We start from the raw sequence: 21,518 nt of genomic DNA, 5'->3' as shown, positions 1-21,518 counted from the left end.
TAGCAGGATGGCTGTACCCAAGAAGAAAACCTCCAAGGGCAAGCGCAATCAACGCCATGCCCATTGGAAGGCCAAAGCCGGTGTAGCGGCCCAGAAGGCCATGTCGCTGGGCAAAGCCGTTCTCAGCGGTCGCGCCCAGGGCTTCGTCTACCCGATCGCTGAAGACGCCGAAGCCAGCGAAGAGAGCTGAGCCTGCAGGGGGCGGCAACGCCTTCTGCCATCAAGGAACACGCCGCCCTTCAGCGCCAGACACGGGTCCTGCTTGAGCAAGGGGTCCTGATAGAGGGCGGGGGGCAGCGAATGGAGTGTGGCTCGCACCAGACCATCGAGTTGGTCAGCCTTGAGCCAGCCCCCACCCGAACGCCGCTGTCGGGCCTCCGCCTGGAAGCGCCAGCGTCGGGGCAGGCTCCACCGCTCGGGACGCAGCAGCCAGAGGCCGTCACAGGCGTCCCAGAGTTCCCCATAGGCCGCCAGATGGTGGTCCCAGAGGGGCAACCAGTCGCGCTCCGCGGCCGTCAGGGCCTCGAGTCCGGCACCGTTCTTCAGGCACGTGCCCAAGACGAGCGGCCCAAGCGAACGGCAGCCCATCAGCCAGCCTTCGATCACCAGGGCGTCCGCGGGCTGCTCACGCCAGCCGGCCCGCTCCCCTTCGCCTCCGGCCAGGGTCTTGTCGAAGCGGGGCAGCCGCAGCGGCCCCCCAGCCCGCCAGGCCTTCAGCGCCCTCAGCAGCAGCGGCAGGTCGTGGCATCCGGGCGGTACCCGGTTGACACCGAAGGGATTGTCCGCCAGCACCTGGCGCCGTCGGTCGGCGGGTAAGTAGAGGTCGTCGATCGAGGCCACCACGAGCTTCAGGCCGCCCTGGGCGGCAAGGCGCTCGAGGGCGCGGCCGATGCTGGTTTTGCCGGCACCCACCGGCCCATTCAGGGCCAGGACCGGTCGCCGCTGGGCCGCTCCACTGACCAGGCTGTTCTCCAGCCGCCGCAGCAGCGGCAGGGCCAGGTGCCGCAGCAGGGTGGGGTGCACCGGGCCGAGGTCGCCAGCCTGCTCCAGCCGCCGCCCCCAGGTATCCGCCGCCGGCTCAGGTTCCAAGCTTGAAGGCCTCCAGCACGATGGAGTAGGTGGCGCCGATGCGGAGGTTGTCGACGATCACCCAGGTCAGGGAGGGCTCGGCCTGCACCAACCGGCTGCGCAGCCGCACCAGCGTTTCCATCACCAGTAGCAGGGCGAGCACCACGGCCGGCCTCCCCCCTGGAGAGGCGATCAGAAGCAAACTTGTGAGATTCTGACCGGCGAAGAAACCCAGCAGCAGGGCCAGGGCGGCCAGGCTGGCACTCCGCCAGCTGCGTCGCACCAGGCCAACCGTCCGCCCCCCCAGCCGGCTGATCAGTCCCTGAAAGCGGGTCCGCTGCACGGGGAGGCGGGTCATGGCGGATCGAGCAGGCGCTGCAGCCACGACAGCGTCACCTGGGGGCCGGGGCAAGCCGGCCCCTTTCGCACGACGATTGTGCCCTCAGCTTCCTCCAGGTTCTCGACCACGGCCCGGGCGGCGCTGAAGGCGCTGGCCGGTTGCTCCCGGGTCGCCACACTTCTGCAGACCAGACAGGGCAGGCCGGCGCCGCTGGCGGCCGCCAGGCCGGCCGGGGAGTCCTCCAGCACCAAAACGCCCTGATCACTCGCCTCCAGGCGCTGCAGGGCCAGCCGGTAGGCCTCCGGATCGGGTTTTTTGGCTGCCACGTCCTCGCCGCAGATCCAGAAGTCGAAGGCCCCAGCTACCCCTGGCGGCGCCCCTTCGAGCAGGGAGGTCACGGCGCTGCGGCCGCTGGTGGTGACGATCGCCTGCCGCAGGCCTGCGGCAGCGGCGGCCTGCACCAGGCGGGCCACCCCCGGCCTGAGGGCCAGCCCGCCCTGGCGCACCAGAGCCGTGTAGAGGGTCTGCTTGTGGCGCTGCAGCTCCGCCACCCGCTCCGGCTCGGGGGCGCGGCCTTCTGCCTGCTCCAGAAAATGGGTGATCCTTTCGTGGCCGCCACTCACCGCCAGCAGCCGGGCGTAGGTGGGGCGATCCCATCGCCAGGGCAGACCCGCGGCCGCGAAGCTGTGGTTGAACGCCACCCTGTGGCCCTCGAACTCCGTTTCGGCCAGGGTGCCATCCACGTCCCAGAGCAGGGCCGTCAGGGCCGGGGCCATCGGATGCCACACGTGTTGCCATCGCAAGGCTAAGGGGTGCGTCACGCAACCCCGCCTCCCACAATGCGGAGGCCCCGCCCGCCCATCGTTGCTCCCTGCCATCGACGAGCGACGTTGGCTGCTGCCCACTCCGCTGGGCGGCGATGACCCGGCAGAGGGCGCCGCAGATTCTGCTGGCGCGCTGCCCGATGAATTGCTGACGATCCTGCGGCGTCGTGGCCTGCGGACGGCGGCGGCGGTGCGCCGGCTGCTCGAACCCGAGGTCGCCCCCGACCCCCAGGCCCATTTCCCCGGCCTGGCGGTGGCTGTCGAGCGGCTGGTGCGCTGCTGCCAGGCGGGCGAGGCGGTGGCCATCTGCGGTGACTACGACGCCGACGGCATGACCAGCACCGCCCTGCTGGTTGGGGTGCTGCAGCGCCTCGGCGCCCGGCCCCGGGCCGCCATTCCCAGCCGCATGGAGGACGGCTACGGCCTCAACGTCGCCATGGTGGAGCGGCTGGCGGCCGAGGGGGTGCGGCTGCTGATCACCGTGGATAACGGGGTGGCCGCCATCGAGGCCTTGGAGCGCGCCGCCGCCCTTGAGGTGGGGGTGATCCTCACCGATCACCACACCCTGCCGCCCCAGCTACCGCCGCACCTGGCCCTGCTGCATCCGGCCGTCACCCCCGTGGGCTCCCCCTACCGGGGCCTGGCGGGCGTGGGGCTGGCCCACGTGCTGGCCACCGCCCTTTGCCGGCGGCTGAAGAACCGCCAGGGGCTGGAGATCGCCCTCAACCTGTTCTGCATCGGCACCATCGCCGACATGGCACCACTGCAGGGGGTGAACCGCCGCTGGTTGCTCGATGGCCTGCCCTTGCTGGGCAGCAGCCCCCTGCCGGGTCTGCAGGCCCTGCGGCAACTGGCGGGCCTGGAGAAGCACCGGGTCGATGCGGAGGCGGTGGGCTTCCAGTTGGCCCCCCGCATCAATGCCGTGGGCCGGCTGGGGGATCCCCAGCTGGTGGTCGACCTGCTCACCACGGAGGATCCGGAGCGGGCCTTGGAGCTGGCCCGCTCCTGTGAAGCCCTCAACCGCCAGCGGCGGGAGCTCTGCGGTGCGATCGAGGCGGAGGCCCTGGCCCTGCTGGAGGCCGACGGACCCCAGCGGCCCGCCTTCCTGCTGCTCGCCCAGGGCCACTGGCACCATGGCGTCATCGGCATCGTCGCCTCCCGGCTGGTGGAGCGTTTCGGCCGTCCGGTGGCCCTGCTGGCGGCGGAGGGGGGCGGTCGACTGCGGGCTTCGGTGCGGGCTCCCAAGGGCTTTGCCGTGGATGCGGCCCTGATGGCCTGCGCCGAGCTGCTGGAGCGCCACGGCGGCCATCCGGCCGCCGGTGGCTTCACGGTGCGGGCCGAGAACGTCGCCGCCTTGCAGGAACGGCTCGATGCCCTGGCCGGCGCCTGGCTGGAGGCGGCGGGGGATGGTCGCACCGTGGAACCCGAGGCCCTGTTGCGGTTGGGGCGCATCGACCGTGAGTTCTGGCATCAGCTGCAACGGCTGGCCCCCTTCGGCATTGGTAACCCCACACCCCTGTTCTGGACCAGTCGCTGCCAGGTGGTGGAGCAGAAGGTGCTGCGTGGCGGCCACCTTCAACTGCAGCTGGCCCAGGGGGACGTGCGGCTGCGGGCGATCGGCTGGCGCTGGCAGGGACCCAGCCAGTGGGCCGGGCCGGTGGATGTGGCCTTCCGGCTGCGCCGCGATGACTGGCAGGGGGTGGAACGGTTCCAGCTCGAGCTGGAGGCGATCCGCTGCAGCGGCGGCGACGGGGTGGTCCTGCAGCGGCGGGATCGCACCTACTGGTGCCGGCGCCAGGGCGACACCCTGGTGATCACCAATGCCGCCGGCGAGGAGTTGCGCTCAGCCATCCACCAGGATTCCGGCGCACTCGCCGATGCAGCGGTTTCGCCCCACCCCTACGTGCAGGGCCTGCTGCGGGAGGCGGCCATGGCCCTGGGGATGGCGGAAGGATGAGCCGTCACCACAGCCGCCATCGCTTCCGCCTGCTTCGCTCCCTGGCCCAGCTGGCTCTGTTGGGGGGCCTGGTGGGACTGGCCTGCTGGCCCCTCAATCGCATCGACGTGCTGCAGGACCGGCTGCTCTCCGCCCTGCCGGCGTTCAGTGGCGGCACCTGGAGCACCGCCGGGTGGCTGCTGGCCCTGGCGCCGATCCCTTTGGTGCCGCTGTTGCTCTGGTTCCAGCAGGGCCCCTGGCGCCGCGGTGCCGGCTCGGGCATCCCCCAGGTGATGCTTTGTCTGGAAGATCCCCACCGGGGCGCCCAGCTGCTCAGCGTCGCCCCCACGGGGGAACGGCTGGGGCTCTGGACCCTGGCCAGCCTGGCCCTGCTGCCGCTGGGCCGGGAGGGCCCCGTGGTGGAGGTGGGCGCTTCGCTGGGCCAGGCCCTGCTGCGGCGTTGGCCGGGGCTGCTGCACCGGGCCAGTCGGGGCCATCTGCTGGCGGGTGCGGCCGGTGCCGGCCTGGCCGGCGGCTTCAACACACCGCTGATGGGGGTGATCTTCGTGGTCGAGGAGCTCACCGGCAGCTTCCAGCAGCGGCTGGTGTGGCCGGCGTTGGTGCTGGCCAGCGCGGCGGCGCTGGTGAGCAACCTGGGCGGTCAGCCGATGTTCGCCCTTGGCATCAACGCCAGCCCGGTGTCGGAGCTCGACCAGCTGCTGTGGGCGGTCCCGATCGGCCTGGGCGGCGGCCTGCTCGGCGGCGGCTTCGCCTGGTTGTTGGTGCGGGCCACGGCCTTGATCACCCCGATCGCCCGCCTACGGCCCCTGGGCCTCGGCCTGGCGGCGGGACTGGCGCTGGCCCTGCTGGCCCTGCTTACCGGCGGCGCCAGTGGCGGAGACGGGGAAGCCTTGATGCGCCTGGTTCTCGACCAGGACGCCGACACGACGCTCGACTGGCATTGGGGGGCCCTGCTGGCCGCACGGCTGCTCGGACCCGTTCTGGCGCTGTCAACAGGGATTCCTGGAGGCCTGATCGACCCGGCCTTTGCCCTGGGGGGGGTGTTCGGAGCGGGGGTCGTGCGAGCCCTGGCCGGCGATCCGCACCTGGGCCTGGCCCTGGGCATGGCGGCTGGGCTGGCGGGTGCCACCCAGCTGCCCGTGATGACGATCGCCTTCGCCATCCGCATGGCGGGCGATCAGCAGCTGATGCCAGGACTGGTGGCGGCCGCTGCGATCGCGGCCTACACCGGCCATTTCATGCAAGGCAGGCCGGTGTATCACGCCTTGGCCGATTTGCTGATGCCGGAGGGCTCAGAGGGCGCCGCGGCGGTAGTAAAGGATGAAGATCACGGCCGGACCGGCCAGGGTGATCAGGGCAAGAGCACCAAAGTTGGAGATGAGATGAAAGTCGATACCCATGGGGCGACAGCTGGCGAAGGGGACGATCGCCATGGAGTGTAGGTCGCCTGCGGGGGTCTTCCGAGCCTGCTGCCGGCTGCCGTGATCGGTTGTGATGGCTGGCGCGGTGCCGGGGGTGTGAGTGAATGGAACTCCCCGTACCGCTCCATTGCCCCGATCCGAGCACTGGCAATGCATCAGTGGCTGTGGCTCCTGCTGCCGTCTCGACCCGGCCCTCAGGGGCGACGCGATCGAGGCCCTCAATCCCGAGCAGCAACAGCTTTATCTTTCGATGGTGGGTGAGGACGGCTGGTGCCGCCACTTCGACACCGGCTCCCGCCGTTGCCGCATCTACGCGGAGCGACCCGACTTCTGCCGGGTGGATCAGTTGGTCGCCCTGTTCGGCCAGCCCGGTGATGACCCCGAGGCCTTGGCGATCGCCTCCTGCAAGCAGCAGATCCGCGCCGAGCTGGGGGGCCGTCACACTGTCATGCACCGTTTTCTGCGGACCATCGCTCAGCCGTCATGAGCAGCAACCCGGACACCCCGGCCGCCTCCACCTGGATCAGCGTGTTCCTGAGCACCGCCACCACCGTGTTCCTGGCGGAACTGGGCGACAAGACCCAGCTGGCCGCCCTGTTGCTGTCGGCCGAGTCCGGCCGCCCATTCACGGTGTTTGTGGGGGCCTCGCTGGCCCTGATCTGCTCCAGTCTGGTGGGGGTGCTGCTGGGTCGCTGGCTCTCCACCGTCATGCCCGCCCACCAGCTCGAGCGGGCGGCGGGGGTGCTGATGGTGGCCCTGGGCCTGTGGCTTGGCCGCCAGGCGGTGCTGCACCTGGCGCCCTTGCACCTGCTCAACTCCTGAGATCGTCACCCCGAAGCACGCCATGCCGTTCGCCCTGCTCGCTTCCACCTTCGCCACCGTCTTTCTGGCTGAGCTCGGCGACAAAACCCAGCTGGCCATCGTCAGCATCAGCGGCACCTCCAACCGGCCCGGGGCCGTCTTTGCTGGCAGTGCCGCGGCTTTGGTGCTGGCCAGTCTGGTGGGGGCGGCGGCGGGTGGTTCTCTCTCCAGCGTCATCCCCACCGATGGCCTGCAGCTTGCCGCCGCCGCCGGCTTCCTGATCATCGGCACCCGCCTCATCGTCCGATCCGGCGCCGAGACCAGCGAAGACTCCGACACCTCCGCTCCTTAGAGTCGGCGTATGACGTCCGCCGCGATGGCGTGCGCCGCCTCGGGCCATCCAGCCATCAGCGGGGCCGCCGAACCCCGTCGCGCTCCGGACCACCCTGGCCACCGCGCTGCCCAGGCAGCGCCATCCCCTGCGTAACCCCCCATCCGATGAAGTTCACGGTCGCCGATCTGCTCGACCATCTCTCGACGACCGATGCGGTGGCCCTCGCCAAGCTGGAGAAGTCGCTGGGTTTGACCACCAAGTCCTGCAAGCAGCAGTTGCGCATCGGCCTGGAGGCCCTGCAGCGTCTGGGGCTGGTGGAAGAGGACAGCGAAGGCCTGCGCTCTCGCGAGACCCCCGAGCTGATTCCGGCCCGCCTGCGTTGCTCCAGCAAGGGCTTCTGCTTCGCCCTGAGGGAAGACGGCGGCGAGGACATCTACATCCGTGACCACCAGCTCAACCATGCCTGGAACGGGGACCGGGTTCTGGTCAAGATCACCCGTGAGGGGGGCCGGCGCCGATCTCCGGAAGGGGGAGTGCAGTGCATCCTCGAGCGCCACACCCCCAGCCTGCTGGCCCAGGTCGAACGTCAGGATGGGCAGCTGGTCGCCGTTCCCCTCGACGACAGGCTGCTGACCTCCGTGGCCTTGCCGGAGGACGATGCGGTCCACCTCGACCCGGCCGAGGACGCGGTGGTGGAAGTGAAGATCGACCGCTTCCCCGTGGCCCAGTTCGGTCCGGCTGGCCATGTTGCCCGAAGCCTGCCGGTGCATGGCGGTGAGGCCGCTGACACCGATCTGCTCCTGGCCAAGCACCGCCTGCAGGAACGGCCGGCCTGCCCCCGTACGACCCTGAAGCAGCCCGTCGCCAAGGGCCGTGCCGATCTGACGGCGTTACCGACCTTGCTCCTGGAGGCCTGGGACGGCGCTGAGGCCCCCGGCCTGCCGGCCGTGTCCCTGGAGGAACGGGAGGGGGGCTGGCGGCTGTGGGTGCACAGCCCAGCGATCGCCGAGCGGATCGGCCTGGGCAACAGCCTCGACTCCTGGTTGCGGGACCAGGGTGAGGCGATCTGTGTGGGACGCCGCTGGCTTCCCCTGCTGCCCCCGGCTCTGGCCAAGGCCAGCGGCTTCAGCCCCGGTGAAAGCCAGGCGGCCGTCTCGGTGGCCCTGGAGCTGGATGGGCAAGGGAACCTCGAGCATTTCCGCTTCAGCCTGAGCCAGATCACGCCTGCGGCCCGGGTCGACCGGGCTGCTCTGCAGGCCCTGGCCGAGCGCAAGCCCAAGGCCCGCTCCACCCCGGCGCCCCTCAAGGCCCTCAAGGACCACCTCCCCCTGCTGGAGAACCTGGTCCAGCTGAGCGGCCTGCTGCGCCAGCGGCGGCTGGCGGCGGGCTCGATCGATCTCGATCTGCCCATGCCCGCGATCGACAGCCTGGGCGACCTGCAGGTGCCCGCCCCGGATGCGGCCCACCAGGGCTGGCTGGTGGAGCTGCCCGCTGAGGATCCGGTGGCGATCCTTCGAGAAGCCGTCCTGGTGGCGCACCGGGCCCTGGGCCGCCACCTGCTGGCCCTCGAGCTGCCCGGCCTGTTCGCCCTTAACCCGGCCCCGGAAGCCACCGAGATCAATGACGTCGCCAAGGCAGCCCTGGCCCTGGACATCCCGATGGAGCTCAGCGCCGATGGCAATGCCAGCGCCGCCGAGTTGGCCGCCGTTTTCGCCGCCACCGACCGGGGCCGCCCCCTGCAGCAGCAGCTGCGTGATGCCCTGAGGCCGGTGCAGCTGGCGGCCGAAGCCGGCGCCCACGCGGTGGCCGGTGAGGAGATCGCCCTGGCGCCCTGGTGCTGCCCTGGCCTGCACTACACCGACCTCTGGAACCAACAGGTGTTGGTGACCCTGCTGGTGGATGGCAAGGACCGGCCCAGCGTGCGCCACAAGATCAGCACCGACCTGGCCAGCGACACCTGCCATGGCAGCACCGACTGGCCCTTGCTGACCCAAACCCAGCTGGCCCCTTACCAGCAGGGCCTGGCCCATGGTCTGGCCCAGCGCCTCAACGGCCGCAGCCGCTTTCTGCAGGAACTGCAGTCCGATGCCCTGGCCCTGGCCCAGGCCCGCCACACCGAGCCCCTGGTGGGTCAGACCCTGCCGGGGGTGATCAGCGGCGTGCAGAGCTACGGCTTCTTCGTGGAGGTCCCCCCCTCCCAGGTGGAGGGCCTGGTGCATGTCAGCTCCCTCAAGGACGACTGGTACGAATACCGCTCCCGCCAGAACCGTCTGGTGGGACGCAAATTCCGTCGCACCTACATGGTGGGGGATGGGGTGGATGTGGAGATCCAGAAGGTCGATCCCCTGCGCCATCAGATCGATCTGGCCGTGCTCCAGCCGGAGAGATTCGATCAGGACGGCTCCGAGGCCACCAACGCCACCGACGCTGATGTCGACGGCGACCCGGTACGTCCCGAGAGCGAGGGCTGAGCCACGGATGCTGCCGTCCTCGCTTCCCGTGGTGCTGGCGGTGTCCGGCGCCTCCGCCCAGCCCCTGGCCGAGAGGGCCCTGCAATTGCTCCTTGAGGACAACCAGTCGGTGGAAATGGTGACCAGCCGGGGCGCCATCGGCGTCTGGCAGGCGGAGATGGGCCTGCGGGTGCCATCGGAGCCCGAGGCCCAGGAGCATTTCTGGCGCGATCGCACCGGCTGCAACAGCGGCCAGCTGCACTGCCATCGCTGGAACGACCAGGCCGCCGCCATCGCCAGTGGCAGCTACCTCACCCGTGGCATGGTGATCCTGCCGGCCAGCATGGGAACGGTGGGGCGGATCGCCTCCGGGGTGGCCCTGGATCTGATTGAGCGGGCGGCTGATGTCCACCTCAAGGAAGCCCGTCCCCTGGTGATCGCGCCGCGGGAACTGCCCTGGAACCTGGTCCACCTCCGCAACCTCACCAGCCTGGCCGAGGCCGGTGCCCGCATTGCCCCCCCCGTGCCTGCCTGGTACCACCAGCCCACCACGATCGGTGAGATGGTGGATTTCCTGGTGATCCGCGTCTTCGACACCCTCGGCCTCCAGCTGGGTTCCCTGCAGCGCTGGCAGGGGCCTGTGGCCCGCTCTCCAGCGGACGAAGCCTCCATCCCCTGACGCTGGACCGTGTTGCACCGCCTGTTGCTGCTGCCCCTGCTGTCCCCCCTGCTGGTGACGGTCCTGGTGGCGGCCCTCAACCCGAGCCCTTCGGTGGCCCTGCGGTTGCTCACCTGGCAGACCCCTTCCCTCCCCATCGGCCTGTGGATGGCGATCGCCGCCGGGGGTGGCGCGGCCCTCAGCGCCAGCGCCACGGCCCTGGCCCTGCGCCAGGGGGAGCGGCCGCGCCACGCCTGGACGCCCCCGTGGGGTGGCGACAGCGCCGAAACGCCATCCACGCCCGCAGCTGCAACCACCGTCGCCCCTGCCTCCCAGACTCCTGCCGGCCCCAGCCGTGCCCCCGGCGAGCCTGCCCCAACGGTTTCGGTGCCCTACCGCGTGCTGCACCGCCCCGAGGGCGGCGCTCCCAGGCCCTTCCGTCCTGAACCCGCCGCGGCGGCGTCGCGGCCTGCGGCCGTGGCCACCACTGAGGAGGACTGGGGGGAGAGCGATGGCGAGGAGTGGTGAGTCCCGTTTGCGCGCACACCTGAGGCCTGAGGACGCTGCCTAAAGTTCCCGCACCATCGCGCCCAGGGATCGCTCCGGTGACCGAGACCCCCAGCAACACACCCGACCCTGTCGCTACCCCGCCGGAGGCGAAGAGCGCCCAACCGGAAGCGAAGGCCACACAGCCGAAGCCGAAGCCCCCCGCCCCTGAAGACAAGCCCTTCGATGCCTTCGTGCCGGAATGGCTGTTGCCGGCCCTGACCAAGGAGATCGAGGCCTACGGCGGACCCTCCCCCGAGCTGGTCTTTGAGCAGGGCGCCATGCCCGTGGTGGGGGCGGACTGCTGGATGGTCCGCGGCCGGCTTCCCGGCGAGCGGCGTTTCTGGCTCTGTTTCACCCAGCCGGACATCAGCTCCGCCAAGACCATCGCCCTGACGGAGGGGGGGGGGAGCCCCAGCCTGCTGGAGTCGTTCCTGATCGACGAGAAGAAGATGACGCTCCAGCTGCTGGTGTCCCGGGTCGTGCAACGCCTCAATGGCCAGAAGTGGCTCGGCCCCAACTGAGCTTCCGAACCCCCGCTGGCTTCACATCCACGGCTTCGCATCCATGGCTTCACAACCGGGCCGATGGCCGGGATCGATGCCTACGATGACGGCCGAGCTCTCTGAACGTCCAGCGCGATGGTGCCTCCCACCACCCAAGCCCCCACCGCCCCCCGGGTGGGCAGCCCTGATGCCCCGGCCATCAAGGACCCGGTCAAGGACACAATCCTTACCCCTCGCTTCTACACCACGGATTTCGACGCCATGGCGGCGATGGATCTGCGGCCCAACGAAGTGGAACTGGAGGCCATCTGCGAGGAGTTCCGCAAGGACTACAACCGCCACCACTTCGTCCGTGACGCCCAGTTCGAAGGCGCCGCCGACAAGCTCGACCCGGAGACGCGCCGGGTGTTCGTCGAGTTCCTGGAGCAGAGCTGCACCTCGGAATTCTCCGGTTTCCTGCTCTACAAGGAACTCAGCCGTCGCATCAAGGAGCGCAACCCCCTGCTGGCGGAATGCTTCGCCCACATGGCCCGCGATGAGGCCCGCCACGCTGGCTTTCTCAACAAGTCCATGGCCGACTTCGGCCTCCAGCTTGATCTGGGCTTCCTGACGGCCAGCAAGGCCTACACCCACTTCCAGCCCAAGTTCATCTTCTACGCCACCTACCTCTCCGAGAAGATCGGTTACTGGCGCTACATCGCCATCTACCGCCATCTGGAGCAGCACCCCGAAAGCAAGATCTTCCCGATCTTCAACTTCTTCGAGAACTGGTGTCAGGACGAGAACCGCCACGGCGATTTCTTCGATGCCCTGATGAAAGCCCAGCCGGCCACAGTGCGCGGCTTCACGGCCCGCCTCTGGTGCCGCTTTTTCCTGCTGGCCGTGTTCGCCACCATGTATGTGCGCGACGTGGCCCGCAAGGAGTTCTACGAGGCCCTCGGGCTCGATGCCCGCACCTACGACAAGTACGTGATCGCCAAGACCAACGAAACCTCCGCCCGGGTGTTTCCCGTGGTGCTCAACGTCGAGCACCCCGAGTTCTACGAACGGCTGGAGAAGCTTGTGCAGAACAACGCCGCCCTGGATCGGGCCGACCGTTCTGGCGGCCCGGCGCCGGTGCGGGCCCTGCGCAAGCTTCCCCATTGGATCGGCAACGGCGTCCAGATGGCCCGCCTGTTCCTGATGGCGCCGATCCGCAGCGAGCGCTTCCAGCCCGCCGTGCGCTGAGCCGACCCGCCAGAATCGGCCCAGTTCTTCTTTTTGCCGCTTGGTCGTCTCCCCTCCCACCGGCGCCGTTGCCGCCACCGAGCGGTCCGCTTCTCCGGCGGCCCTCGGGGATCCAGCCTGGCGTTCCGTTCTGGAACCCCTGCTGGCCTGTGGCCGATCGGCGGGCGCCGATCTTGTCGAGGTGTTCCTGGAGCGTTCCGACCACCTCGGCCTGCTCGCCGAGCAGGATGCCATCACCAGTGTCAGCCCCGCCTTTGGCGCCGGGGCGGGCCTGCGGGTGTTTCTGGGTGATCGGGACGGCTTTGTATCCACCAATGATCTGAGCGCCGCCGGCCTGCGGGCCGCCCTGGAGCAGGCGCTCGGCATGCTGGGGCTGGTGTTGCCACGACAGGCCGGTGGCAGTTTCGATGGCCTGCCGCAACTGCGGGACTTCGGCGTCACCAAGGAGGGCTGGCTACCGTCCTGCCCTTCCCTGGCTGAAGCCACGGGCCGGCTGCTGGAAGGCACCGACCGGCTCCAGGCCCACGGCCAGCATCTGCAGGTGCGCCGGGGCAGTTATGCCCGCGACTGGCAGGAGGTGCTGGTGGCGGCCAGTGATGGCACCTTCGCCCGCGACGTGCGCCTGCACCAGTCGGTGGGCCTGAATGTGCTGGCCGCCGACGGTGACCACAGGGCCAGCCTGGGAAGGCGCTACGGCACCTCCGACAGCCCCGACGACCTGCGCCAGTGGGATGCGGAAGCCGCCGCCGTCGATGTCTGCTCCAGCGCCGGTACCATGCTGCGGGCCGACTACGTCGAGGCCGGCCAGTTTCCGGTTGTGCTGGCCAACCGTTTCGGCGGTGTGATCTTCCACGAAGCCTGCGGCCACCTGCTGGAAACCACCCAGGTGGAGCGGGCCACCACCCCCTTCGCCGAGATGGTGGGCCAGCCCATCGCCCACCCCTCCCTCACCGCCATCGACGAGGGCCTCACCGCTGGCGCCTTCGGCTCCCTGGCGATGGACGATGAGGGCATGGAACCCCAGCGCACGGTGCTGATCGAGAACGGCATCCTGCAGCGCTTCCTCAGCGACCGGGCCGGCGAACGCCGTACCGGCCATCCCCGCACCGGCAGTGGCCGCCGCCAGAGCCATGCCTTCGCCGCCGCCAGCCGCATGCGCAACACCTTCATCGCCGCTGGCCCCCACACCCCGGAGCAGCTGATCGCCTCCGTCGACCGGGGGCTCTACTGCAAGTCGATGGGCGGTGGCAGTGTCGGCCCCACGGGCCAGTTCAACTTCGCCGTTGAGGAGGGCTACCTGATCGAAAACGGCAGCCTCACCCGGCCGGTGAAGGGCGCCACCCTGATCGGTGACGCCAAGGAGGTGATGCCCAGAATCTCGATGTGTGCCAACGATCTCGAACTGGCCGCTGGCTTCTGCGGCTCGGTCAGCGGCAGCATCTTCGTCACCGTGGGCCAGCCCCACATCAAGGTCGACACCATCACCGTGGGAGGACGCTGAGCATGGCAAGCAACGAATCTCTCACCACCAGCCTCGATGCCGAGGTGCTGCGCCAACGGCTCGCCAGCCTGGCCCTTGCCGAGGGTGTCCGTCGCTGGGACCTGGGCGCCTCCTGCAGCACCGACACCTCCGTGCAGGTCGACCGCGGCGTGGCCAAGCAGATGAAGGGCGCCCAGCGCAGCGCCATCACCCTGCGGGTCTGGAACGATGACGGTCTGGTGGGCATCACCAGCACCTCCGACCTCTCCGATGCCGGCCTGGCCCGGGCCCTGGCCGGCGCCCGCGACGCCAGTGCCTACGGCAACGTCGATGAGATTCCCGACTTCTCCCCCCTGGCCACCGCCCCGCTGCCGGTCCTGGAGCAGCCCCTCAGCACCCCGCTGAGCATCCTCACCCTGCTCGACACTTTGCGGGACGCGGAGCGCGACCTGCTTGGCCGCCATCCCGCCATCGGCACGGTTCCTTACAACGGCCTGGCCCAACGCAGCAGCGACCGGCTCTACATCAACAGTGACGGGGCCTGCCGCCAGCAGCGCCTCAGCACCGCCTCCCTCTACCTCTATGCCCGGGCCGAGCAGGCGGGCCGCAAGCCCCGCAGCAGCGGCGCGGTGCGACTGGCCTACGGCGCCTCTGGCCTCGACGTGGCCGGCTGCATCCAGGAGGCGGCGGAGCGCACCATCGCCCACCTCGATTACGCCCCCATCGCCACCGGCCGCTACACCTGCGTCTTCAGCCCCGAGGCCTTCCTCGATCTGATCGGCGCCTTCAGCAGTCTGTTCAACGCCCGTGCCGTGCTCGATGGCGTCAGCCTCAGCCGGCGCGAGTCCCTCGGCGAGCAGCTGGCCGTGCCCTTCCTGTCCCTGCACGACAACGGCCTGAACCCGGCCAACGTGGGCGCGGCCGCCTTCGACGGGGAGGGCACCCCCACCCGTCGTCTGGCGCTGCTTGAGGGCGGGGTGCTGCGCCATTTCCTCCATTCCGAGGCCACGGCTCGGGCCTTCGGAGTGTCCCCCACCGGCCATGCGGGCCTCGGGGCCAAGGTCTCGGTGGGCCCCGACTGGTTCGAGATCGGCCCCACCCCTGGCAGCGGCGGCGGTGCCCCCGGTCTGGATCGCTTCGCGCCCGGCGCCAGCGGCGATGATCGCGGACTGGTGGTGATCGATTCCCTCTCGGCCCTCCATGCCGGGGTCAAGGCCAGCCAGGGCTCTTTCTCCCTCCCCTTCGACGGCTGGCTGGTGCAGGACGGTGTCCCCCGCTCGATCGAGGCGGCCACGGTGGCCGGTGACGTCCGCACCCTGCTCAACGCCATCCTCGGCTTCGAGGGTCCGGCCAAGGTGACCCCCGATGGCCTCTGCCCCCACGTCTGGGTGGAGGGGCTCTCGATCACTGGCGACGCTTGAGGATCCTGTTCTGGGGCACCCCGGCCTACGCCGTGGCCAGCCTCGACGCCCTGCAGCGGGCCGGCCATGAGCTGGTCGGGGTGGTCAGCCAACCCGACCGCCGCCGCGGCCGGGGCAAGTCCCTGCTGGCCTCGCCCGTCAAGCAGCGGGCCCTGGAACTGGGCCTGCCGGTGTTCACCCCCGAGCGGATCCGCCGTGATCTGGCCTGCCAGCAGGAGCTGGCGGCCCTGGGGGCCGATGTTTCGGTGGTGGTGGCCTTCGGCCAGATCCTGCCGCCGGCCGTGCTGGCCCAGCCTCCCTTGGGCTGCTGGAACGGCCATGGTTCCCTTCTGCCCCGCTGGCGGGGTGCCGCACCGATCCAGTGGGCCCTGCTGGAGGGGGACGCCGACACCGGCGTCGGCATCATGGCCATGGAGGAGGGCCTCGACACCGGCCCGGTGCTGCTGGAGCGGCGCCTACCCATCCCCCTGCTGCAGAACGCCAGCCAGCTGGGCGAGCGGCTGGCCCAGCTCACCGCCAACCTGCTGGTGGAGGTCCTGCCGCGGATCCAGGCGGCGGGCCCCGGACCGGAGGCGGAGCGCCTGGCCCGTCTGGGGGTCCGCCCGCAGGACGAGGACGCCACCTATGCCCGTCAACTGACCAAGGAGGACACCCTGGTGCTCTGGGACGCCCCCGCCCTGTCCATTCATCGCCGGGTGATGGGGCTCTTCCCTCAGGCGTCCTGTCCCTGGGGGGCCGAGCGCCTGAAGCTGCTCGCCACCGAACCCCTGGTGAGCCGCCTGGCCGACCAGCTCACGCCGGTGGGCGCGGCCCTGGCGGCCCGCTGGGGCGGGGAGGCCACGCCAGCCGTGGACCCGGGCACCGTGCTTGAGCTGGTGGAGGGAGAAGGACTGGTGCTGGCCAGCGGCGGCTGCCCTGTGCTGCTGCGTCAGGCCCAGTTGCCGGGCCGTCGAGCCAGCGAGGGTCAGGCCCTGATCCAGCAGCTCGGATTGGTTCCGGGCCAACGAATCGGTGTAAATACCCCCTGAGCCTCCCTTTCGGCAAGGATTGTTGACGTTTTGTTCCCTTAGGGACGTCTCAGTGTTGGACCTGTGATGCAGGCATTAGACCAAAACCAGTGAACGGGTGCGGATGTCATGGCCACGGAACTTTCCTTCGTCAACAGCACCGGCTCGGGGTGCCAGATCTTCCGGGACCGGCTGGGGTGCTATGTGGTGAGCCACGAGCTCCGCCCCGGCGAGCGGGCGATGCGCCCGACCCTGGCCGGCGCCTATGCGGCCTGCCAGGGATGGGAGTCCCGCTCCCAGTCGGAGGCGGCAAGCCGAGTTGGATGAGACAGGGGCGGATGGGACAGCGGCCCGAACGGCGAGCTCAGCCTGCAGTCCCGCTGTTGGAGCTGAGCTCTTCGGGCTGGCTGCGATGCAGTTCGTGCAGGCCTTCCAGTTGGTTGTGGACAGCGACCAGCTGATCGCGGATGTGGCGGCTGTTCTCGATGCGCTCCAGGGAGAGGAGCATGGCCTCAATCTGGGCCTTGCAGTCAATCAGTACGCGGCACTGGGTGGATCCGGGTTCGTAGGGCATGAGGGAAAGAGGCGGATCCTCAGTTCACCGTAGGGCGGCAGCGGAGGTTGTCACAACCACTGCCATTCCCGCGACAGGGGCTTGGACTCTGTTCAGCGGGGTCCGGTGCGACGCCGGCCCCGGTCGTGGCCCTGGCCCTGGCGCGGCCCCTGGCTCCTGCGGCCCCGGCCGCCGCTGAGATCCAGCGGTGGGGCGGAGAGCACGGTGGGCTCGAAGCCCGACACCTCCTGGCGGGGCAGGGGGGAGCCGACCAGGCGCTCGATGGCCCGCAGCAGCTCGTGCTCCTCGGCTGCCACCAGGGAAATGGCATGGCCGTTCTGGCCCGCCCGGCCGGTGCGGCCGATGCGGTGCACGTAGTCCTCGGCCACGTTGGGCAGGTCGAGGTTGACCACGTGGGGCAGTTGGTGGATGTCGATGCCGCGGGCAGCGATGTCGGTGGCGACCAACACCCGCACCTCGCCGCTCTTGAACTCCGCCAGCGCCCGGGTGCGTGCCCCCTGGCTCTTGTTGCCGTGGATCGCTGCCGCCCCCAGGCCCTCCTTCTCGAGCCGCTCCGCCAGTCGGTTGGCGCCGTGTTTCGTTCGCGAGAACACCAGCACCTGGCGCCAGTCATTGCTGCGAATCAGATGGCTGAGCAGATCCCCCTTGCGGTCCATGTCACAGGGATGGATCACCTGGTCGACCAGGGGGGTGGCCTGGTTCTCCGGGCTGGCCTGCAGCTGCACCGGCTGGTGCAGCAGGCCGGTCGCCAGGCGGCGGATCTCGCTGGAGAAGGTGGCGGAGAACAGCAGGTTCTGGCGCTTCGGCGGCAGCAGGGACAGGATCCGGCGGATGTCACGGATGAAGCCCATGTCGAGCATCCGGTCGGCCTCATCCAGCACCAGAATCTCGACCCGGTCGAGCCGCAGGGCGTTCTGCTGATGCAGGTCCATCAGCCGGCCGGGGGTGGCCACCAGCACGTCGGCGCCTTTGCGCAGCCGCTGCATCTGGGGGTTGGCGCTGACTCCGCCGAAGACGACATCGGAGCGCAGATCCAGGTAGCGGCCGTAGGCGGTGACGCTTTCGGCCACCTGGGCGGCCAGCTCCCGGGTAGGGGTCAGCACCAGGGCCCGCACCACACCCGCCCGGGCGTGGGGGCCGTGGCGCAGCCGCTCCAGCATCGGCAGGGTGAATCCGGCCGTCTTGCCGGTGCCCGTCTGGGCGGCGGCCATCACGTCGTGGCCCTCCAGCACCGCCGGGATGCACTGCAGCTGGATCGGCGAGGGGCTGCTGTAGCCCTTGGCGGCCACGGCCTTGAGGATCGGCTCCGACAGGCCCAGCACAGCAAAATCCGTCGCCAGGCCGGCCACCGGCGGATTCAGGCCGGTGGCGGTGTGGCTGGGGGTGAGCGGTTCAGGGGCGGGGGCGGAGCCGTTGCCGCTGGATCGGCTGCGGGTGACCTTGGCCTCGGGCCTGGAAGAAGGGGCGGTGATCGGGCGCTGAAACGGACTTGGGACCAGCCTAGGACCGGTGGGTGCTGCGGCCGCCTCAGCGTGGGCTGCGGTGGCTGCAGCGCTCGCAGGGTCCCTCAGGCAAGACGGCACAACGCAGCAGCGGGCTGCGGGCGTTGAAGCGGCAGTGGGGATCGCCGATCACCCAGCGTCCGTCCCACCAGAGGGCATCGGCCGGTTGCTGCTGGGACTTGACCTGCAGCGCCACGGCCGCCAGTTCGTAGCGGCCCTGCCGCAGCCGGTAACGGTGGCGTCGCTGCAGCACCAGAAAACTCCGATCGCCCGTGGTCAGCCAGCGACCGGGATGGGGGACATCGCCGAGGTTGTCGATCTCGATGCTGGTGATCAACTTGTCCGAGTCGATCTGGCGCAGTTCAATCCGCATCGTTCGCTGACCCTCAAGCCTCGCCGCTGCCCTGCTCGGGCAGGGGGGAGGCCGCTGTGCGCAGCGAGAAACCCCAGGCGAACAGGGCCGCCACCACCAGCAGCAGGGCCCATTCCGGCACCTCCACCGCCGGCAGCAGCAGGCGCAGCAGCAGCCGCAGGCCCACCAGACCCACCGCCAGGTAGCCGGCGGTTTCCAGATGGGGGAAGATTTCCAGCCAGCGCAGGAACAATTCGGCGGTTAGCCGCAGGGCGATGATGCCGATCACGCCTCCCGCCATCACCAGGGGGAGCCGGTCGGTGACTGCCACCGCCGCGGAGACGCTGTCGAGGGAGAAGGCCAGATCGGTGAGGGCCAGGGTGGCCACGATCGAACTCAGGGAGGCGCCGTGGTGGGGATGGCCGGGATCGTGGGGTTGGGAGCCCGGGGCCTGGGCGGAGAGGCTCGTCTCCACCACGTCGTCCTTGGCCTCGTCCTGACCCAGCAGATGGCGGCCGCAGAGCCAGAGCAGATAGGCGGAAGCCAGCAGCTGCAGGGGCCAGAAATTGAGCACATAGCTGGCCAGGGCGATCAGAGCCAGCCGAAAAACCAGGGCCAGCACCAGGCCGAGGTTCAGGGCCTGGCGTTGGCGTGCCGGATCGTGCAGCCGCCGGGAGATGGCGGCCAGGGCAATGGCGTTGTCGGCGGAGAGCACCGCTTCGAGCCCGACCAGCAGCGGCAACAGCAGCAGCACTTCCCCCCATTGGTCCGCCTGCTGCAGCAGGGGCGTGAGGCTCTCCACCGTTTCCACTTCCATTCCTGGCGTTCTCTCGGCCCTGGCGCCTTCAAAGAAGCACTCTAGAAAGACCGCCGGCCCCTCCTCACACTTCCCATGCAACTTCAGGTTCAGTTGCTGCGCTGCGAGGGCGGGCGCCGGGTCGTGCTGGTCTCGGCCCGGGAAGGGGAGCGCTTCCTGGGCAGCGCCCTGGGGGAGGCGGGCGATGCCGAGGAAGCGGAGGACCGGGCCAGGGCACGCCTTCTGGCCAGCCTGCAGAGCACCAGCCCCCCGCGTCCGCCGCGGCAGGCTCCGGCCCAGCCCTCCAGGCCGTCGCCACCGCCGGCCCCTGAGCCCGCAACGCCGGCTGCTCCGCCAGAGCCCCAGCCCTTGCCACAACAGGAGACATCGCTGCAGCCAGAACCCCCTTCAGAGCCCCAGCCCTCTCCAGAGCCCCAGCCCGCACCGGAGGATCCCCAGGACTGGAGTGCTGAACTGACCCACCTGGATCTGCAGATGCGGCGGTTGGGATGGGACAGGGACCGGGAAGCCCTCTATCTGCAGCGATCCTTCGGCCACCCCAGCCGGGACCGCATCACCGTTTACGCCGATCTGATCGCCTACCTGCAGGCGATCGAGGTCCTTGAGCCCGGATGCGATCCGGCCACGGCGGCCGTGCCGTTGCGCCGGGCCGACCTGCTCGACCAGTGCAATCTGCTCCTGCAGCAGCTGGGCTGGGATGGCAGCAGGGGTCGCGGCTTTCTGGAGAAGCATCTGGGCGTGAGCAGCCGGCAGCAGCTCAAGGATGCTGATCTGCTGCGCTTCAACATGCTCCTGGAGGAGGAAACCCTGCTGGGCGGCGCCAACGGGCCAGCGGACTCCGGGGCCCCTGACTAATCCCAAGCGCAGGTTCAAGAAAGGTTCCAGCGCCTGCGTCTGCTCCCTTTCCTCACTGAGCTGGTGGAAATAGGCCATGTCGGCGGGGAGTGCGCTGCGCGATCGCCAAGAGACCTGGATTCCAGGGCGAGGGGGGGGCTGATCAGGGTGACTAGCCAGGCCGGTGGCAGGACAGCCGGCGTCCCAATTGTGTTCAGCACCGTCACCCCGTAGGCCATGGTTCGGGGCATGAAGGTTCATCGGGGTGGGGTGTGAAACCCAGCAGCCCGCCGAGAGCTGAGCCCGTTTCATCTGGCGACAATGGTCAGCCGTCGTCAGGCTGCCGTTACCAGCCCTGTGCCACGCTGAAGTTCCTGTTCTGACTCGGGAGACGCACCGGTGACCATCAGGATCGGCATCAACGGTTTTGGACGCATCGGACGCCTCGTCTTCCGCATCGCCTGCGGACGCGATGACATCGAAGTGGTGGGCATCAACGATCTGATCGACGTCGATTACATCGCTTACATGCTCCGTTACGACTCCACCCATGGCCGCTTCGCCGGTGAGGTGGCCGTCGCTGACGGTGCCTTGGTGGTGAATGGCCGTCGCATCCGCATCTCCGCGGAGCGGGATCCCGGCGCCCTGCACTGGGGGGACGTCGGTGCCGACGTGGTGCTCGAATCCACCGGCCTGTTCCTCACCGACGAGCGGGCCAGGGCCCACATCAGCGCCGGGGCCACCAAGGTGGTGATGTCGGCCCCCTCCAAGGACGACACGCCGATGTTCGTGATGGGGGTGAACCACACCACCTATGCGGGGCAGGCCATCGTCTCCAACGCCTCCTGCACCACCAACTGCCTGGCGCCGATCGCCAAGGTGCTCAACGACAACTTCGGCATCCGCGACGGCCTGATGACCACCGTGCATGCCACCACGGCCACGCAGAAGACCGTGGATGCCCCCTCGGTCAAGGACTGGCGTGGCGGCCGCGGTGCTGGCCAGAACATCATTCCCTCGTCCACTGGTGCGGCCAGGGCGGTGGGCAAGGTGATCCCGGCCTTGAGTGGCAAGCTCACCGGCATGGCCTTCCGGGTCCCCACCCCCAACGTGTCCGTGGTGGATCTGACCGTGAATCTGGAGCGGGGGGCCAGCTATGACGCCATCAAGGCCGCCATGCGGGCCGCCGCAGACGGGCCGATGGCCGGCGTCCTCGGCTATACGGAGGATGCGGTGGTCTCCACCGACTTCATCGGTGAGACCTGCACCTCGATCTTCGATGCTTCGGCCGGCATCGCCCTCACCGACACCTTCGTGAAGGTGGTGGCCTGGTACGACAACGAATGGGGCTATTCGAGCAAGTGCCTCGACCTCATCGCCCACATCTCCGGCTGAACTC

Annotated in this window: 24 protein-coding genes and 1 pseudogene; 17 read left to right on the top strand and 8 right to left on the bottom strand. The window is 69.6% G+C overall.

Annotated features, from left to right (window positions below; all coding sequences use genetic code 11):
- Positions 1 to 7: 7 nt before the first annotated feature.
- On the top strand, positions 8 to 190 hold the full coding sequence (gene rpmF / locus KBZ33_RS08395; RefSeq protein WP_216908893.1) for a 50S ribosomal protein L32: 183 nt from the start codon (positions 8 to 10) through the stop codon (positions 188 to 190).
- Here rpmF and KBZ33_RS08390 read toward each other — a convergent pair.
- Genes KBZ33_RS08390 through KBZ33_RS08380 form a run of 3 tightly spaced genes read right to left on the bottom strand, consistent with a single transcriptional unit; the run spans position 148 to position 2,184 of the window.
- Positions 148 to 1,089 carry a hypothetical protein gene (locus KBZ33_RS08390; protein WP_254952185.1) on the bottom strand — a complete coding sequence of 314 codons (942 nt, stop codon included), beginning with the start codon at positions 1,087 to 1,089 and terminating at the stop codon, positions 148 to 150. The genes rpmF and KBZ33_RS08390 overlap by 43 nt on opposite strands.
- Complete coding sequence (locus KBZ33_RS08385; protein WP_254952186.1) at positions 1,079 to 1,426, bottom strand: DUF565 domain-containing protein; 348 nt, start codon at positions 1,424 to 1,426, stop codon at positions 1,079 to 1,081. The genes KBZ33_RS08390 and KBZ33_RS08385 overlap by 11 nt, the downstream gene beginning before the upstream one ends.
- Positions 1,423 to 2,184 carry an HAD-IA family hydrolase gene (locus tag KBZ33_RS08380; RefSeq protein WP_254952188.1) on the bottom strand — a complete coding sequence of 254 codons (762 nt, stop codon included), beginning with the start codon at positions 2,182 to 2,184 and terminating at the stop codon, positions 1,423 to 1,425. Before KBZ33_RS08380 ends, KBZ33_RS08385 begins: the two co-directional genes overlap by 4 nt.
- 88 nt (positions 2,185 to 2,272) lie before the next feature.
- Here KBZ33_RS08380 and recJ point away from each other — a divergent pair, with 88 nt between their 5' ends.
- Both recJ and KBZ33_RS08370 read left to right on the top strand, forming a co-directional pair.
- A complete protein-coding gene (gene recJ, locus KBZ33_RS08375) occupies positions 2,273 to 4,189 on the top strand; it encodes a single-stranded-DNA-specific exonuclease RecJ (protein ID WP_254952190.1) in 1,917 nt (638 codons plus the stop codon).
- Positions 4,186 to 5,631: a chloride channel protein gene (locus tag KBZ33_RS08370; RefSeq protein WP_254952192.1), complete on the top strand. Its 1,446-nt coding sequence runs from the start codon at positions 4,186 to 4,188 to the stop codon at positions 5,629 to 5,631. The genes recJ and KBZ33_RS08370 overlap by 4 nt, the downstream gene beginning before the upstream one ends.
- On the opposite strand, the pseudogene KBZ33_RS21600 reads toward KBZ33_RS08370, so the two are convergent.
- Positions 5,530 to 5,766: pseudogene (locus KBZ33_RS21600) on the bottom strand (hypothetical protein); the annotation flags it as partial. The gene KBZ33_RS08370 and the pseudogene KBZ33_RS21600 overlap by 102 nt on opposite strands.
- On the opposite strand from KBZ33_RS21600, the gene KBZ33_RS08360 reads away from it, so the two are divergent.
- The 12 genes from KBZ33_RS08360 to KBZ33_RS08305 all read left to right on the top strand — a co-directional run bounded on the left by KBZ33_RS08360 (position 5,738) and on the right by KBZ33_RS08305 (position 16,367).
- Positions 5,738 to 6,097, top strand: coding sequence for a YkgJ family cysteine cluster protein (locus KBZ33_RS08360; RefSeq protein ID WP_254952194.1), 360 nt, complete (start codon positions 5,738 to 5,740; stop codon positions 6,095 to 6,097). The pseudogene KBZ33_RS21600 and the gene KBZ33_RS08360 overlap by 29 nt on opposite strands.
- On the top strand, positions 6,094 to 6,432 hold the full coding sequence (locus tag KBZ33_RS08355) for a TMEM165/GDT1 family protein (protein WP_254952196.1): 339 nt from the start codon (positions 6,094 to 6,096) through the stop codon (positions 6,430 to 6,432). The genes KBZ33_RS08360 and KBZ33_RS08355 overlap by 4 nt, the downstream gene beginning before the upstream one ends.
- A 22-nt stretch (positions 6,433 to 6,454) precedes the next feature.
- Positions 6,455 to 6,763, top strand: coding sequence for a TMEM165/GDT1 family protein (locus KBZ33_RS08350; RefSeq protein WP_254952197.1), 309 nt, complete (start codon positions 6,455 to 6,457; stop codon positions 6,761 to 6,763).
- 146 nt (positions 6,764 to 6,909) lie between these two features.
- Positions 6,910 to 9,216 (top strand): RNB domain-containing ribonuclease, encoded by a 2,307-nt coding sequence (locus KBZ33_RS08345; RefSeq protein ID WP_254952199.1) that lies wholly within the window; start codon positions 6,910 to 6,912, stop codon positions 9,214 to 9,216.
- 7 nt (positions 9,217 to 9,223) lie between these two features.
- Positions 9,224 to 9,874 (top strand): flavin prenyltransferase UbiX, encoded by a 651-nt coding sequence (locus KBZ33_RS08340; protein ID WP_254952201.1) that lies wholly within the window; start codon positions 9,224 to 9,226, stop codon positions 9,872 to 9,874.
- A gap of 9 nt (positions 9,875 to 9,883) precedes the next feature.
- Entirely contained in the window at positions 9,884 to 10,381 is a 498-nt protein-coding gene (locus KBZ33_RS08335; protein WP_254952202.1) for a hypothetical protein, read from the top strand.
- Between the two features lie 77 nt (positions 10,382 to 10,458).
- Complete coding sequence (locus KBZ33_RS08330) at positions 10,459 to 10,923, top strand: DUF2996 domain-containing protein (RefSeq protein WP_254952204.1); 465 nt, start codon at positions 10,459 to 10,461, stop codon at positions 10,921 to 10,923.
- Positions 10,924 to 11,040: 117 nt separating this feature from the next.
- Positions 11,041 to 12,132, top strand: a complete 1,092-nt coding sequence (acsF, locus tag KBZ33_RS08325) for a magnesium-protoporphyrin IX monomethyl ester (oxidative) cyclase (protein ID WP_254952205.1) — start codon at positions 11,041 to 11,043, stop codon at positions 12,130 to 12,132.
- Between the two features lie 130 nt (positions 12,133 to 12,262).
- Complete coding sequence (locus KBZ33_RS08320; protein ID WP_254952279.1) at positions 12,263 to 13,633, top strand: TldD/PmbA family protein; 1,371 nt, start codon at positions 12,263 to 12,265, stop codon at positions 13,631 to 13,633.
- A gap of 2 nt (positions 13,634 to 13,635) precedes the next feature.
- Positions 13,636 to 15,033, top strand: coding sequence for a TldD/PmbA family protein (locus tag KBZ33_RS08315; RefSeq protein WP_254952206.1), 1,398 nt, complete (start codon positions 13,636 to 13,638; stop codon positions 15,031 to 15,033).
- Positions 15,030 to 16,061: a methionyl-tRNA formyltransferase gene (gene fmt, locus KBZ33_RS08310; protein WP_254952207.1), complete on the top strand. Its 1,032-nt coding sequence runs from the start codon at positions 15,030 to 15,032 to the stop codon at positions 16,059 to 16,061. Before KBZ33_RS08315 ends, fmt begins: the two co-directional genes overlap by 4 nt.
- Positions 16,062 to 16,169: 108 nt before the next feature.
- Positions 16,170 to 16,367, top strand: coding sequence for a hypothetical protein (locus KBZ33_RS08305; RefSeq protein WP_254952209.1), 198 nt, complete (start codon positions 16,170 to 16,172; stop codon positions 16,365 to 16,367).
- A 37-nt stretch (positions 16,368 to 16,404) separates the two neighbouring features.
- Here the strand turns inward: KBZ33_RS08305 and KBZ33_RS08300 are convergent, their stop codons facing one another.
- The 4 genes from KBZ33_RS08300 to KBZ33_RS08285 all read right to left on the bottom strand — a co-directional run bounded on the left by KBZ33_RS08300 (position 16,405) and on the right by KBZ33_RS08285 (position 19,285).
- Positions 16,405 to 16,614 carry a hypothetical protein gene (locus KBZ33_RS08300; protein ID WP_254952211.1) on the bottom strand — a complete coding sequence of 70 codons (210 nt, stop codon included), beginning with the start codon at positions 16,612 to 16,614 and terminating at the stop codon, positions 16,405 to 16,407.
- 92 nt (positions 16,615 to 16,706) lie between these two features.
- A complete protein-coding gene (locus KBZ33_RS08295; protein WP_254952213.1) occupies positions 16,707 to 17,963 on the bottom strand; it encodes a DEAD/DEAH box helicase in 1,257 nt (418 codons plus the stop codon).
- 178 nt (positions 17,964 to 18,141) lie between these two features.
- Entirely contained in the window at positions 18,142 to 18,489 is a 348-nt protein-coding gene (locus tag KBZ33_RS08290; RefSeq protein ID WP_254952214.1) for a DUF6464 family protein, read from the bottom strand.
- Between the two features lie 13 nt (positions 18,490 to 18,502).
- The gene (locus KBZ33_RS08285; protein ID WP_254952215.1) at positions 18,503 to 19,285 is read right to left on the bottom strand and encodes a TerC family protein; all 783 of its coding nucleotides are present in this window, start codon (positions 19,283 to 19,285) and stop codon (positions 18,503 to 18,505) included.
- 75 nt (positions 19,286 to 19,360) lie between these two features.
- Between KBZ33_RS08285 and KBZ33_RS08280 the strand changes: the two genes are divergently transcribed.
- Together KBZ33_RS08280 and gap are read left to right on the top strand one after the other, a co-directional pair.
- Positions 19,361 to 20,140 carry a hypothetical protein gene (locus tag KBZ33_RS08280; RefSeq protein ID WP_254952217.1) on the top strand — a complete coding sequence of 260 codons (780 nt, stop codon included), beginning with the start codon at positions 19,361 to 19,363 and terminating at the stop codon, positions 20,138 to 20,140.
- A gap of 378 nt (positions 20,141 to 20,518) precedes the next feature.
- The gene (gene gap / locus KBZ33_RS08275; protein WP_254952219.1) at positions 20,519 to 21,514 is read left to right on the top strand and encodes a type I glyceraldehyde-3-phosphate dehydrogenase; all 996 of its coding nucleotides are present in this window, start codon (positions 20,519 to 20,521) and stop codon (positions 21,512 to 21,514) included.
- Positions 21,515 to 21,518 lie beyond the last annotated feature (4 nt).

Source organism: Cyanobium sp. Cruz-8D1, from assembly GCF_024345975.1.
Classification (GTDB): Bacteria; Cyanobacteriota; Cyanobacteriia; order PCC-6307; family Cyanobiaceae; genus Cyanobium.
Note: the sequence above shows the minus strand (reverse complement) of the source record. Positions and strands in the feature narration are given on the sequence as shown.

Coding starts and splice junctions, on each gene's coding strand:
- KBZ33_RS08380 (WP_254952188.1), bottom strand. CDS start 2,184: ATGGCCCCGGCCCTGACGGCCCTGCTCTGGGACGTGGATGGCACCCTG.
- KBZ33_RS08315 (WP_254952206.1), top strand. CDS start 13,636: ATGGCAAGCAACGAATCTCTCACCACCAGCCTCGATGCCGAGGTGCTG.
- KBZ33_RS08355 (WP_254952196.1), top strand. CDS start 6,094: ATGAGCAGCAACCCGGACACCCCGGCCGCCTCCACCTGGATCAGCGTG.
- acsF (WP_254952205.1), top strand. CDS start 11,041: ATGGTGCCTCCCACCACCCAAGCCCCCACCGCCCCCCGGGTGGGCAGC.
- KBZ33_RS08280 (WP_254952217.1), top strand. CDS start 19,361: ATGCAACTTCAGGTTCAGTTGCTGCGCTGCGAGGGCGGGCGCCGGGTC.
- KBZ33_RS08385 (WP_254952186.1), bottom strand. CDS start 1,426: ATGACCCGCCTCCCCGTGCAGCGGACCCGCTTTCAGGGACTGATCAGC.
- rpmF (WP_216908893.1), top strand. CDS start 8: ATGGCTGTACCCAAGAAGAAAACCTCCAAGGGCAAGCGCAATCAACGC.
- KBZ33_RS08290 (WP_254952214.1), bottom strand. CDS start 18,489: ATGCGGATTGAACTGCGCCAGATCGACTCGGACAAGTTGATCACCAGC.
- KBZ33_RS08345 (WP_254952199.1), top strand. CDS start 6,910: ATGAAGTTCACGGTCGCCGATCTGCTCGACCATCTCTCGACGACCGAT.
- KBZ33_RS08285 (WP_254952215.1), bottom strand. CDS start 19,285: ATGGAAGTGGAAACGGTGGAGAGCCTCACGCCCCTGCTGCAGCAGGCG.
- KBZ33_RS08300 (WP_254952211.1), bottom strand. CDS start 16,614: ATGCCCTACGAACCCGGATCCACCCAGTGCCGCGTACTGATTGACTGC.
- KBZ33_RS08350 (WP_254952197.1), top strand. CDS start 6,455: ATGCCGTTCGCCCTGCTCGCTTCCACCTTCGCCACCGTCTTTCTGGCT.
- KBZ33_RS08305 (WP_254952209.1), top strand. CDS start 16,170: ATGGCCACGGAACTTTCCTTCGTCAACAGCACCGGCTCGGGGTGCCAG.
- KBZ33_RS08340 (WP_254952201.1), top strand. CDS start 9,224: ATGCTGCCGTCCTCGCTTCCCGTGGTGCTGGCGGTGTCCGGCGCCTCC.
- KBZ33_RS08370 (WP_254952192.1), top strand. CDS start 4,186: ATGAGCCGTCACCACAGCCGCCATCGCTTCCGCCTGCTTCGCTCCCTG.